General features: G+C 70.2%; 13 protein-coding genes. 5 read left to right on the top strand and 8 right to left on the bottom strand.

What is annotated here, in order from left to right; translation table 11 throughout:
- The first annotated feature begins 6 nt into the window (after window positions 1-6).
- Entirely contained in the window at window positions 7-909 is a 903-nt protein-coding gene (locus tag DEIGR_RS14165; RefSeq protein ID WP_058978226.1) for a DnaJ C-terminal domain-containing protein, read from the top strand.
- A gap of 53 nt (window positions 910-962) precedes the next feature.
- On the opposite strand, the gene DEIGR_RS14170 is transcribed toward DEIGR_RS14165, so the two are convergent.
- From DEIGR_RS14170 to fba, 5 genes are all read right to left on the bottom strand, one after another.
- On the bottom strand, window positions 963-1931 hold the full coding sequence (locus DEIGR_RS14170; RefSeq protein ID WP_058978227.1) for an oxidoreductase: 969 nt from the start codon (window positions 1929-1931) through the stop codon (window positions 963-965).
- A 114-nt stretch (window positions 1932-2045) separates the two neighbouring features.
- Entirely contained in the window at window positions 2046-2462 is a 417-nt protein-coding gene (locus DEIGR_RS14175) for a CBS domain-containing protein (RefSeq protein WP_058978228.1), read from the bottom strand.
- 120 nt (window positions 2463-2582) lie between these two features.
- Complete coding sequence (locus tag DEIGR_RS14180; protein WP_058978779.1) at window positions 2583-5111, bottom strand: S8 family peptidase; 2529 nt, start codon at window positions 5109-5111, stop codon at window positions 2583-2585.
- A gap of 101 nt (window positions 5112-5212) precedes the next feature.
- Window positions 5213-5905 (bottom strand): hypothetical protein, encoded by a 693-nt coding sequence (locus tag DEIGR_RS14185; protein ID WP_236704756.1) that lies wholly within the window; start codon window positions 5903-5905, stop codon window positions 5213-5215.
- 149 nt (window positions 5906-6054) lie between these two features.
- The gene (fba, locus tag DEIGR_RS14190) at window positions 6055-6972 is read right to left on the bottom strand and encodes a class II fructose-1,6-bisphosphate aldolase (RefSeq protein WP_058978230.1); all 918 of its coding nucleotides are present in this window, start codon (window positions 6970-6972) and stop codon (window positions 6055-6057) included.
- Window positions 6973-7082: 110 nt separating this feature from the next.
- Between fba and DEIGR_RS14195 the strand changes: the two genes are divergently transcribed.
- From DEIGR_RS14195 to DEIGR_RS14210, 4 genes are all read left to right on the top strand, one after another.
- Window positions 7083-8309: an aminotransferase-like domain-containing protein gene (locus tag DEIGR_RS14195; RefSeq protein WP_058978231.1), complete on the top strand. Its 1227-nt coding sequence runs from the start codon at window positions 7083-7085 to the stop codon at window positions 8307-8309.
- An 18-nt stretch (window positions 8310-8327) separates the two neighbouring features.
- On the top strand, window positions 8328-9173 hold the full coding sequence (murI, locus tag DEIGR_RS14200; RefSeq protein WP_058978232.1) for a glutamate racemase: 846 nt from the start codon (window positions 8328-8330) through the stop codon (window positions 9171-9173).
- Complete coding sequence (gene rph, locus DEIGR_RS14205) at window positions 9170-9901, top strand: ribonuclease PH (RefSeq protein WP_058978233.1); 732 nt, start codon at window positions 9170-9172, stop codon at window positions 9899-9901. The genes murI and rph overlap by 4 nt, the downstream gene beginning before the upstream one ends.
- Before the next feature lie 99 nt (window positions 9902-10000).
- Window positions 10001-10357, top strand: coding sequence for a DoxX family protein (locus DEIGR_RS14210; RefSeq protein ID WP_058978234.1), 357 nt, complete (start codon window positions 10001-10003; stop codon window positions 10355-10357).
- A 69-nt stretch (window positions 10358-10426) separates the two neighbouring features.
- Here DEIGR_RS14210 and DEIGR_RS14215 read toward each other — a convergent pair whose 3' ends face one another.
- From DEIGR_RS14215 to DEIGR_RS20900, 3 genes are all read right to left on the bottom strand, one after another.
- Entirely contained in the window at window positions 10427-11362 is a 936-nt protein-coding gene (locus tag DEIGR_RS14215; RefSeq protein ID WP_058978235.1) for a magnesium transporter CorA family protein, read from the bottom strand.
- A gap of 218 nt (window positions 11363-11580) precedes the next feature.
- Window positions 11581-11958, bottom strand: a complete 378-nt coding sequence (locus DEIGR_RS14220) for a RidA family protein (protein WP_058978236.1) — start codon at window positions 11956-11958, stop codon at window positions 11581-11583.
- Window positions 11959-11989: 31 nt separating this feature from the next.
- Window positions 11990-13018 carry a PP2C family protein-serine/threonine phosphatase gene (locus DEIGR_RS20900; RefSeq protein ID WP_058978237.1) on the bottom strand — a complete coding sequence of 343 codons (1029 nt, stop codon included), beginning with the start codon at window positions 13016-13018 and terminating at the stop codon, window positions 11990-11992.
- Window positions 13019-13032: the final 14 nt, after the last annotated feature.

Raw genomic sequence — 13032 nt, forward strand, 5'->3', positions numbered from 1 at the left:
GAGTCGATGGCGTACAAGGACTACTACGACGTGCTGGGCGTGTCGCGCGGCGCGTCCGACGCGGACATCAAGAGCGCGTACCGCAAACTGGCCAAGCAGTACCACCCGGACAAGAACGCCGGGGACGAGAAGGCCGCCGAGCGGTTCAAGGAGATCGGCGAGGCCTACGCGGTCCTCAGCGACCCGGAGAAACGCAAGGTGTTCGACCAGTTCGGGCACACCGGGCAGGTGCCCCCCGGCTACCAGGGCGGCGGGTTCCAGGGTGGGGACTTCGGCGGCTTCGACGGGTCGCAGTTCAGTGACTTCTTCCAGGGGCTGTTCGGCGGGGCCGGGCGGCGGGGCGGCGCGGGCTTCCAGGGGGGCGCGCAGGTGAACCTCGAGGACCTGCTCGGCGGCGGCCTGGGCGGTGCGGGGCAGAGTCGCCGCTTCGTGCAGAACGTGGAAGGCGAGCTGCAGGTCACGCTGGAGGAAGCCTTCAGCGGCTCGGACGAGGTCATCAACGTGGACGGCAAGCGCCTGAGCCTGCGCGTCCCGGCGGGCACGCGTGACGGCGCGCGCCTGCGGCTGGCCGGGCAGGGCCCCGGCGGTGGGGACGTGCTGCTGACCATCCGCGTGCTGGAGGACGCCCGCTTCGACCTGTACGGCGACCACCTGACCACCAGCGTGGACGTGCCCGCGCCCGTCGCGGCGCTGGGTGGGGACGTGACCGTGCAGACCCTGAGCGGCAAGGGCAACCTGAGCGTGCCACCGGGCAGCAGCGGGGGGCGGCGCATGCGGCTGCGCGGGCAGGGCTGGCCGAAGAAGGACGGCACGCGCGGCGACCTGTACGTCCGCCTGAACGTCACCGTGCCCGCCACTCTGAGCGACGAGCAGAAGGAGCTGTACCGCAGACTGCGCGACCTCGGGTAACTCCATCAGCGAAACGCCCCCGCCGGTCTGGTCGGGGGCGTTTCTCCTGCGGGTTACTGCCCGGTCTGTTCGATCAGCTCCTCGCTGAGGGTCCAGAGGCGGCGGGCGCTGTCTGCGTCCAGGGCGTGGGGCTTGTACCCGAACAGCGGGTTGGGGTTGGCCTCGTCCAGCGGGGTGCTCTGCTGGAGGTCTTCGAGGAACAGGCCGCCCACGCCGTCCAGTTCGGGCGCGGTGGCCGCCCAGACGGTGGTGCTCGCGCCCTGCGCGGGGGTCTTGAAGGCGGGATTGGGCACGCCGTTCTCGTCGATCCAGCCGCGGCGCTGCGCCTCGCCTTCGGGCATGTGCTTCTGCAGGCCGGTCATGATCCCGCCGGGGTGCACGGCGTTCGCGGTGATCCCATGGTCGGCGTAGCGGCGGTTGAGTTCGGCGGCGAACAGGGCGTTGGCGGTCTTGCTCTGCCCGTACGCCTGCCAGGGGTCGTAGGGGGTCGCCCGGAAGTTCGGGTCGTCCCAGCGGATGTCGCTGATGCGGTGGCCGCTGCTGCTCAGGGACACGACCCGGGCGGGCGCGGCAGCCAGCAGCGCGGGCATCAGCAGGCGGGTCAGCTGGAAGTGCCCCAGGTGGTTCGTGCCGAACTGCGTCTCGAAGCCGTCGGCGGTCTGACCCTGCGGGGTGGCCATGACGCCCGCGTTGTTGATAAGCATCCTGATCTGCGGGGCGAGCGCGAGGATCTCTCCGGCGGCCTGCCGGACCGACGCGAGTGAGCCGAGGTCCAATTGAACGACGTGCACGTCGCTGTTCCCGGTGGCCTGGGCGAGGTCACGGGCGACTTCCCCACCGCGCGCGGTGTCGCGGACGGGCATGATCACGCGCGCCCCGGCACTTAGCAGGGCGCGCACGGTCTCGATGCCCAGTCCGGAGGCCGCGCCGGTCACGACGGCGGTCTGGCCGGTCAGGTCGGTGTCTTTCAGGAGGTCGGTGGCGTCGGCGCGGGGGGCCAGTGGGCTCTTGATCGGGGTCATGCGGACACCGTAGTCCTTCGAGTGCGCTCGAAGTCAACGCCGAGGTCACAGGATGGAGGACTGCTCAAGAGGGGGCAGCCAGGGAAAGACCCCAGCCGCCCCCTCTGCCCCGCTTCAGACCGTGGGCTGGCTGATGCCCTGCAGGGCCTGCTCGTCCGCGCCGCCGCTGGCGCGCGTAGCGAGGTCGGCGAGGCTCACGATCCCGACGACCTTCGCGCCGTCCGTGACGGGCAGGCGGCGCAGCTGGCGGTCCGCCATGGCCTTCGCGGCGTCCTGCACGCTGGTGCCCGCGTCCATCGTGAACACGCTGCCGGTGGCGTAGTCGGTCGCGGCGCTGCCCAGGTCGTGCCCGTAGGCCACGGCGCGGATGACGATGTCCCGGTCGGTGATGATGCCGCTGAGCGTGTCGCCGTCCATGATGAGCACGTTGCCGATGTCCTGCTCGCGCATCAGCGTGGCGACCTCCTTCAGGGTGGCGCGGGGATCGGTGGTGGTCAGGTCGGTGGTCATGATGTCGCGCAGGGTGGTCATACCCTGACCGTACCCCCCGCCCTTCCGAACTGCATGGGAACCCGCCCAAACCGGGCGGGGAGAATCTTGAGGCAACGCAGAGGGCCGCCCACGCGTGGCAGGCGGCCCATCCGGCGACGTTTACTTCATCAGCCAGTCGAAGGCGGTCTTCATCAGGATATTGCGGCTGTTGGGCGTCAGGCCTTCCATGCCGAAGCCCATGGTGACCGTGCGGTACTTCCCGGCGTCGTTGGCGACAATCGCCCCGGCGTTCTCACCGGCGGACTGGGCGCTGACGCGGGGGCGGTTCTGACCCTGCGCCTGGGTGTTGCCGCCCAGGATCTGGTTCAGCACGCCGCCCAGGATGTTCGCGGCCAGCCGCTCGACCAGTCCGCGCGGGTCCTGCACCTTCTGCGCGGCGCGGGTGCGGTTGGGGTCCACGCGGATGCTCTGCGCGGTGATCGTCCCGGCGGTGGCGTTCGCGGTGCCCCACGAGGCGACCACGCTGCTGCCGCCCTGGTCGGCGATCACGTCGGGGTAGTACTGGTTCGCGGCGCTGCCCTGGGCGTTCAGGGTGAAGGCGGTGCTGCCGAACGCGCCGCGCGTCACGAATTTCGCCTGACCGCTGCTGTCCGCCACGAAGCGGGTCTTCAGGGTGCCGGTGTAGAAGGCACTCGTGCCGATGTCGTAGCCGATGTCCTGCCCGGTGATCAGGAGGTTGCCGCCGCCCGCCACGTACTGCTGCAGGGTGTTCTGGTCGGCGGGGGTGATGGTGTTCTGGTACTGCTCACCGGTCGCCCACACGACGATGTCCGCGCGTTTGAGTTCGCTCAGGGGTACGGCGCCCTGGCTCTGGGTGTTCCACACGAACGCCCCGCCGCTGGCGGCGTTGGCCTTGATGGCGTCGCGCAGCGCAGCCGTCACGTCGGCGCCCTGGCCCATGTCGTCATCGACGAGCATGACGGTGGGTTTCTGGCCGGTGCTGGGCGCGGGGGTCGGGGCGGGCGCCGGGGTGGGCGCGGGCGTGCCGGGGCGGTCCTTGATGAAGCAGCCCTTGCGCACGCCGGGGGCGGGGTCGCGGCCCCACTCGGCGACCGTGCAGTTGAAGCCGTCGGTGCCGACGCCCGTGAGGTACTTCCCGGCGGTGCCGAACGCGGCGTCCTTCTGACCGCTGAAGTCGCACTTGCTGCCTTCCAGGGCGCACAGCGTGTAGCCGCTGGGCCCGGTGGGAGCGGGCGCCGGGGTCGGCGCAGGAGCCGGGGTCGGCGTGGGTGCGGGGGTCGGTGCAGGCGTGGGGGCCGGGGTGGGCGTGGGGGCGGGTGTCGGGGCGGGCGCGGGGGTGCCGCCCAGGTTCACGCCCAGTTTGCCCATCGCGCCGGGCACGCTGATCTGACCGAAGCCCACGTTGTTGTTCTTGCTGCCCGCGTTGCTGGCGCTGGTGTACAGCGCGTTCTTGATGCCGTCCACGCTGGTGCCGGGCTTGGCGGACAGCAGCAGGGCCACGGCGCCCGCCGCGATGGGGCTGGCCTGCGAGGACCCGCTCAGTGCGCCGTACTGTCCGTTCGGGAAGGCGCTGGTGATCTCCACGCCGGGCGCGGCGATGTCGGGCTTGGTGAACACGCCCTTGATGGTGCTGTTCCAGTTCACGGGCCCGCGGCTGCTGAAGCTGGCCACCTGTCCGTCCTGGCCCACGGCGCCCACGCCGATCGCGTCGGGCAGGTTGCCGGGGCTGCCGGTGCTGGCCGAGGTCGGCCCGAAGTTCCCGATGGCGAACACCGGCACCACGCCCGCCTTGAGCATGTTCTGCACCGGCACGATGAACTCGTCGTACGTGCCGGGGATCCCCAGGCTCATGTTCACGACGTCCGCGCCGTCGTCGGTGTCGGCGTTGTTGTCCGGATCGAGGACGTACTGCATGCCCGCGATGACCTGCGCGAAGGTGCCCTCGTTGTTCGGGAGGACCAGCGCGCTGATGACCTTGGCGCTGGGCGCCACGCCGACCGTGTCGCCGACCAGCAGGCCCGCGGTGTGCGTGCCGTGGTTGGTGGTGTCGCGCGGGGCGGCATTCGGGACGCGGTCCCCGTCCGCGTTGAACTCCGCGAACGCGGCGACCTTGCCGTTCAGCTGGGGGTGGCTGGCGTCGATGCCGCTGTCCAGATGCCCGATCTTGATGCCCTGGCCCTTGAACCCGGCGGCCCACGCCTGCGGCGCGCCGATCTTCGCGAGGTGCCACGCCTCGCCGGGCGCGGCGGCGGCGGCACTCAGCGCCACGGCCCGCTGCGGTTTGGGAATCTGCACCTTGAAGTTCTCGAACACGTCACTGACGAAGGGCAGCAGTGCCAGGGCCCGCGCCTGCACGGGCGTCATGGGCAGGTAGATGCTCTGGTCAAGCCACAGCTGGGTGGCCTGACCGCCCTTGAGGGCTTGGTTGATGAATCCGGCGGACGGTCCCAGCGCGGCGAGTTTGCTGTTCAGCTGCGCCCGGAGGTTCTTGAACTGCGCGCGTCCCCGTGCGTCGTTGGCGAACTGGAAGCGCACGATGACGCCGACCTTGGTCTGGTCGCCCTTCTGGGCGCGTTGCAGCAGACCGGGGGAGATCCGGCCCGCTTCTGCCTGGCTCAGGCCGCCCAGGGTCAGGGCCGCGCCGAGCATCAAGAGGTTTCGCTTCATCATGAGGCCCAGCCTAGGGGGTGGCGCGTGACGGCCTCTGAACGGAACGTGAGGAGACCTTGACGTCCAGTCAGGCGCGCATCAGCCGCGGGCGGGGCGGGTCAGCGGGTGTACTCGACGATCAGTTCCCGGTCGAAGTCGTCGACCTTGCGGTCGATCATGCTCTTGCGGGTGTAGCTCAGCAGGACGCGGCCACTGCCCAGGTGCAGCAGGTTCAGCGTGCCGCGCACGCCGTTGCCGATCTGGGCGTTGTTGCCGTTCATGCGCCACTGGAAGCCGCTGCGGACCAGCAGGCCCCGGTCGGGGTCGTCGTTGGCGGGCACGGCGACCGGGCGGGCGCTGAAGCCTTCCGGGCCGCGCATCTCGCCGGTCTTCAGGTCGATGCTGACGCCCTTCAGGACGCCGTTCATGTACGGGCCGTCCCCGAAACTGACGCGGGTCGCGTCGCGGCTCACGGTCAGGCGGAAGGTCTTCCCGGTGGACGCCAGGGTGTTCTGGAAGACGATGTAGCGCTTGAAGTCCTCGGCGCTGATGTTCAGCCGCTTGTCGTACGTGGGGGCCACGCCGCGCGCGGCGGTCGCGGTGACCTGCCGCAGCACCTCGCGGTCCCCGCCCGCCCCGGCCACGACGAGTTCCAGCGCGACCGTGGAGATGCTGGGGCGCCGTTCAAGCAGCGTGACGGTCTGCCCGGCCTGGGGGAGCAGCGTGCCGATCTTCGCCTGCCATCCGGAAGGCAGTGGGGGCGGGATGCTGGTCGAGACGGCCAGGGCGGCGCCGAGCGCGCCCAGGGTCACCGCACTCCAGGTTGTGCACCGCGCCGCTCTCATTCAAGGTGAGAATAGAGCCGCCGGGTGAGAGTTTCCCGCTGTCAGGCGGCCCGAAGATGAATGCGGCGGTCAGTCCCGGATCAGCTGACCCGGGACCGGCCGCCTGCCGGGAAGGCTCAGGCCTTGCCGACGCTGCCGAGCACGCGCATCTTGTGCTCGATGACCTGGCTCATGACCTCGCGGGCCGGGCCGAAGATCTTGCGGGGGTCGAATTCCTTCGGGTTGGCGGTCAGGGCCTCGCGGATGCCGACGGTGCTGGCCAGGCGCAGGTCGGTGTCCACGTTCACCTTGGCGATGCCGAACCCCGTGGCGCGCTGCAGGTCCTCGTCGGCGATCCCGGCGGCGTCGCCGATCTGCCCGCCGGCGGCGCGGAAGCGTTCGACGATCTCCTGCGGCACGCCGCTGCTGCCGTGCGCCACCAGGGGGATGCTGGTGAGGCTGGCGATCTTCTCGATGCGCGCGTGGTCGATGTAGGGGCGGCCCTTGCCCTTGAACGCGCCGTGGCTGGTGCCGATGGCGATGGCGAGGTAGTCGGTGCCGGTCTGCTCGATGAACTGCACGGCTTCCTCGGGGTCGGTCAGGAAGGCGTCCTTCTCGTCCACGACGATGTGCTCCTCGATGCCGCCCAGGCGCCCGAGTTCGCTTTCGACGCTGATGCCCATGGCGTGCGCGGCTTCCACGACGCGCCTGGTTTCCTTGACGTTGTCCTCGAAGCCGTGGTGGGAGGCGTCGATCATGACGCTGGTGAAGCCCATCTTGATGGCCTTCAGCGCGCTCTCGTAGGAGCTGCCGTGGTCGAGGTGCAGCGCGACGGGCACGGTGGCCCGCCTGGCGAGGTCGATGACGATGTTGGCGAGGTCCTGGCCGCCGTACTTGATGGCGCCCTCGCTCATCTGCACCATAACGGGGCTGCGCAGCCGCTCGGCGGTGTGGATGATCGCCTGGGTGATCTCCATGTTGTTGGTGTTGAACGAACCGACGCCGTACTGGCCAGCGCGGGCGGGAATCAGGATGTCGTTACCGGTGACGAGCATGTGAATACCTCCTTGAGCGTCCCCACTCTACCCGGAGTGACCGTGATCACACTCGGGGGCCGTCCACATGACTGGGCCGCGCGGGGTAGACAGGGGACTACCATGCGGGCATGACCACCCCCTCCCCCGCCCCGCTGGCCTTCGATCTGGACGGCACGCTGTCGCGCCGCGCGCAGAGCATGACGGCCAGCGCCATCCGCGAGATCCTGAAGGTCACGCAGCAGCCGGACGTGATCAGTTTCGCCGGGGGCCTGCCCGCGCCGGAGCTGTTCCCGCTGGACGAGGTGCGCGCCGCGAGCAACCGCGTGCTGGACGTGTACGGCCCGGCGGCGCTGCAGTACTCGACGACCGAGGGGCACGCGCCGCTGCGCGAGTGGATCGGCGCGCAGGCGGGCATCCCGGCGCGGAACGTGCAGATCGTGACGGGCAGCCAGCAGGGCCTGGACCTTCTCGGCAAGGTCCTGATCGACGAGGGGGACGTGGTGCTCGTGGAGGCCCCCACGTACCTGGGCGCGCTGCAGTCCTTCCAGCCGTACCTGCCCCGGTACGTGCAGGTGCCCACCGATGACGGCGGGATCGACGTGGACGCGCTGGAGGAAGTGTTGAAGACCACGCGCGCGAAGCTGCTGTACGCCGTGCCGAACTTCCAGAACCCCACCGGCCGCACCCTGAGCGCCGAGCGGCGCCGCCGCCTCGTGGAACTCACGGCGCAGCACGGCGTCCTGCTCATCGAGGACGACCCGTACGGGCAGCTGCGCTTCACGGGCGAGGCCGCCCCCAGCCTCTACAGCCTGGGCCTGGACCTGCACGGCGACGCGGACCGCAACCACGTCATCTACTCCAGTTCGTTTTCCAAGACGCTGGTGCCGGGCCTGCGCGACGCGTGGGTGCAGGCCGCCGCGCCGATCATCAATAAACTGATCCAGGCGAAGCAGGGCGCGGACCTGCACACGCCGACCTTCAACCAGATGATCATCGCGGAACTCGTGGACAGCGTGCTGCCGCGTCAGATCGAACGGGTGCGGCAGGCGTACGGCGAACGCGCCCGCCTGATGCTGGAGCGCATCCACGCGGACTTCCCGGCCGGGGTGCAGTCCACCACGCCCGAGGGCGGCATGTTCCTGTGGCTGACCCTCCCGCAGGGCGTGGACACCCAGGCGCTGCTGCCCCGCGCCGTCGCGCGCAAGGTCGCGTACGTGCCCGGCAGTCCCTTCTACGCCCTGGGCGGCGGGGAAAACACCATGCGCCTCAGCTACAGCAACGCCACGCACGAACAGATCACGCGCGGCATCCACGCGCTGGGCGACACGCTGCGCGAGGCTCTGAACGGCGACTGAGCCGTATCATCAGGCGCGATGAGTGACGCACCGCTTGGCGTGTTCGACAGTGGCGTGGGCGGCCTGAGCGTCCTGGGGGACCTGCGGCGGGCGCTGCCGGGCGAGGACCTGCTGTACCTGGCGGACACGGCGCACGTCCCGTACGGCGCGCGGCCCGACGGGGAGATCCGTGAGCTGACGGCACGGGCGGTGTCGGCGCTGCACGCGCGGGGCGTGAAGGGCGTGGTGGTGGCGTGCAACACGGCGTCGGCGTTCAGCCTGGGGGACCTGCGTTCGCGCTTCGACATGCCGGTGATCGGGCTGGTCCCGGCGGTGAAACCGGCGGTCCTGGCGACCCGGTCGGGGGTGGTGGGGGTGCTGGCGACGCCGGGCACGATGCGTGGGACGCTGCTGGCGGACGTGATCCGCGAGTTCGCGGACCCGGCGGGTGTGCAGGTCCTGAAGGCGGTGAGTACGGAGCTGGTCCCGCTGGTGGAGGCCGGGCAGGCGGACTCCGCGCGGGCGCGTGAGGTGCTGCGCGAGATCCTGACGCCGGTCGCCCAGGCCGGGGCGGACGGGCTGGTGCTGGGCTGCACGCACTACCCGTTCCTGGCGGGCAGCATCCGCGCGGAGTTCGGGGACACGTTCATGCTGCTGGACAGCGGCGCGGCGGTCGCGCGGCACACGCGGCGGGTGCTGGAGGAGCGCGGCCTGCTGAGTGCCCGGACCTCGGGCGGCACCGAGGCGTTCCTCGTGACGGGTGATCCCGCGAGGGCCGCGCCGGTCGTCACGGACCTCCTGTCCCGTGCGCTGGGGGCCGCGAACGTGCAGAATGAGGGGGAAATTCACCGGGCTCCGCCCAGAATCGAGCGCATACAGACATGACCCAGCCCATCCGCGAAGGCCGCGACCTCCTCACGCCCCGTCCCATCACCGTCAAGCGGGGCGTGAACCCGCACGCGCCCGGCAGCGCGCACCTGATCATGGGCCGCACCGAGATCCTCGCGACCGTGACCCTGGAAGAGAAGGCCGCGCCGCACATGCGCGGCAGCAAGGAAGGCTGGCTGACCGCCGAGTACTCCATGCTGCCCCGCGCCACGAACGACCGGCAGGCCCGCGAACGGAACCTGCAGAACGGCCGCCGTCACGAGATCCAGCGGCTGCTGGGCCGCGCGCTGCGCGCCGGGATGGACCTGCGCTTCTTCCGCAACCAGACGCTGTACGTGGACTGCGACGTGCTGGTCGCGGACGGCGGGACGCGCGTGGCGAGCATCCTGGCGGGGCACGCGGCGCTGCACGACTTCTGCGACCGCCTGATCCAGAAGGGCCGCCTGACCGACTGGCCCATCTCGCGCAACATCGGCGCGGTCAGCGTGGGGCTGGTCGGCAGCGAGATCCGCGTGGACCTCGATTACGCCGAGGACAAGGTGGCCCGCGCGGACCTGAACGTGGTCGCCACGAGCGACGGCCTGATCGTCGAGGTGCAGGGCGGAGCCGAGGAAGGCGTCCTGACGCACGACGAGTACGTGGGCATGCTCGCCACCGGCACGCGCGCCGTGCAGGACATCATGGCCGACCTGACCCGGCAGCTGTCCGTCATCCAGGGCATGTAAGCCCAGCTCCGCTTGACTGAAGGGTTGCCCAAGCGTGGGGGCGCACGAGGGCCGGGCGTGCCTGCGCTAGACTCCGGGACAGTTCAAGGAGGGCAAGGCATGAGTGTGACGAGATTCATCGGGCGGGCGCTGCTCGCGAGCATCTTCATCAAGAGCGGCCTGGATCACCTGCAGAACCCCGAACCTATCGTGCGCGCGGCGCGCGGCGCGGAAGTGCCGGAACCCGAACTGGCCGTGAAGGTCAACAGTGGCGTGATGGTCGGCGCGGGCGCGCTGATGGCGGCGGGCCTGCTGTCCCGCCCGGCCAGCGTGGCCCTGGCCGCCAGCCTCATTCCGACCACCGTGATCGGTCATCCCTTCTGGGACAAGCAGGGCAAGGAGCGGCAGCAGCAGCAGACGCAGTTCCTGAAGAACATCGCGCTGTTCGGCGCGCTCCTGATCGTCAGTAAGGAGTAGAGGGTTGAAAGGTGATGGTTGATAGGTGGGGGCACCCTCTATCGACCATCACCTCTTCACCATCACCCGCTACAGCACGCGCAGGCGGTAGAAGATGCCCGCCACGGCCACGGCGAGGGCCACGGCCAGACCCAGCACGATCCAGATGCCTTCCGGGCTGTCGTGGAAGGGAATGGGGACGTTCATGCCGAAGATGCTGGTCACCAGGGTCGGGATGGCCACGAGGATGGTCGTCACGGTCAGGACCTTCACGACCTGATTGACGTTGTTGCTGATCACGCTGGCGAAGGCGCCCGCCATGCTGGTCAGGATGTTGCTGGCGATGGACGCCATCTCGATGGCCTGCAGGTTCTCGATCAGGACGTCGTCGAGCAGGTCGCTGTCCTCCTCGTACATCTCGAAGATGCGGTCGCGTTTGACGCGTTCCATCATGGCCTCGTTCGCTTTCAGGCCGGTCAGGAAGTACACGAGGCTCTTCTCGAGCTTCAGGAGGTTCAGCAGCTCACGGTTCTGCTGGCTGTTCTCCAGCTTGTCCTCGATGGCGTCCACGCGCTTGTTGATCTGCCGCACGTCGATCAGGAACCGCTGGGCGTTGCGCAGGAACAGTTGCAGCGTCAGGCGGTTCTTCTTGACGGTGCTCACGCGGCGCACCAGGCCGCCCAGTACGTCCTTGATGACCGGGTTCTCCGGTAGGGCGCACACGGTCACCAGGCAGTGGTCGGTGTGCAGGATGCCCAGCGGGACGGTGTCGTAGGGGATGTCGCTGTCCTCGGCCAGCCGGTAGCTGGTCTGCATGATGATCAGCAGCTGCCCGTCCTCCCGCTCGAAGCGGGAGCGTTCGTCCGGGTCGAGCGGGTACGACAGGTAGTCCAGGTCCAGGCCGGTTTCACGGGCGACGCGGGCGAGTTCCTCGGGGCTGGGGTCGGCGGCGTTGATCCAGCAGCCGTCGATGTAGCCGTCAATGGTGTTCAGTTTGCCGCCGACGCTGCGGTAGTACGTCAGCATGCGCGGCCTTCAGGGTGGGGCATGGGGCGACCTCCGGGGATGGGTGGGGCGTGGTCAGAGGTCGACTGGGCGGTTCGCCGTCCAGGGTGTGGGGGTCTGGGGTCACGTCATCACCTCCTCGGGGGTCGCGCGCCCGTGCGGGGCGCGGCGGGACCCATGCTAGCCCCGCCGTGAGGGGCGCGGCAAGGGGCACCGCCGCGCGCCTCCCCCGGGTGCGGTCAGTGGCGCTCGGCGAGCACCTCGATCTCCACGCGGACGTCGCGGGGCAGCCGGGCGACCTGCACGGTGCTGCGCGCGGGGTACGGGGCGGGGAAGTGCGCTTCGTACACGGCGTTCATGGCGGCGAACTCGTTCATGTCGGCCAGGAACACCGTGGTCTTCACGACCCGCGCGAGGTCGGTTCCGGCGGCGGCCAGCACCGCCTTGAGGTTCGCGATGACCTGTTCGGTCTGCTCGGTGATGCCGCCCTCCACCAGGGTGCCGTCGGGCGTGAGGGGAATCTGGCCGCTGGTGACGACCAGGTTGCCGAAGACGGTGGCCTGGCTGTACGGGCCGATGGCGGCGGGCGCGTCGGGCGTCTGGATGATGTCTTTCATGCGGGCAGCATACCCGGCGGCGCGTGTCGCCTCAGCGGGGTTGCGTGACGCTGGGTTCGCGGGCAGGGGCGGGCGCGGCGGGGTGCAGGCTGGCGCTGGGCGTGCCGAGCGGCGTGTGGGCGCGGCGCCGCTGCGTGACGCGCTGACCGATCAGGAGCGCGATCAGGATGACGGTCCCGAGCGCGCCGATCACGGTGCGGCGTTCGGGCAACAGCATGATGCCCAGCAGCGTGAAGTACGCGATCATCAGCAGCAGGTACGTCATGAGGCTGTTGCCGCGCTGGGTGCTGAGCAGCACGTCGATGTACATGGGGCCGTCGTCGCGCCGGGCGGGCAGCGCGTAGCCGGGCAGGGCCGCGTCGCGCTGCACGTCCACGATCAGCGCGGTGATGTTGTCGGGGCCGCCGCCGTCGTTGGCGGCGTTCACGAGCAGCCGGGCGGTCGTCTCGGGCGGCAGGGGCCGGGCGAGCAGGGCGCACAGTTCGTCGTCGGTGACGACGCTGCTCAGGCCGTCGCTGCACAGCAGCAGGCGGTCCCCGGCCTGGGTGGGCAGGCCGTGCAGTTCCAGCCGGACGCGTTCCTCGCCGCCCAGGGCGTTGCTGACGACGCTGCGCCACTGGTGGTCGCGGGCCTCGGCCTCGGTCATGTGGCCCAGGCGGACCTGTTCGGCCACCCAGGAGTGGTCCTCGGTCAGGCGGTGCAGTTCCGAGCCGCGCAGCAGGTACGCGCGGGAGTCCCCGACGTGCGCGATCAGGACCGCGCCCCGGTCGACCAGCGCGGCGAGCAGCGTGGTGCCCATGCCGACGTACTCGCCCACGGCGTGCCTGAGCACGGCGATGTTCGCGGCCTGCACCGCCTGCGCCAGCCGGGCGGGCGGGGTGCCGCGCCCGTCGAGGTAATGCTGGCTCAGGGCGTCCAGCGCGAGGTTCGCGGCGAGTTCCCCGGCGGCGTGGCCGCCCATGCCGTCGGCCACGGCGTACAGGCCGCCCTGCGGCAGGTCGAGCGCCAGGGCGGCGTCCTGGTTCACGCCACCCTGCCGCTGCCGACCGACGTCGGTCAACAGACCGGACGTCA

Source organism: Deinococcus grandis, assembly GCF_001485435.1.
GTDB lineage: Bacteria > Deinococcota > Deinococci > Deinococcales > Deinococcaceae > Deinococcus > Deinococcus grandis.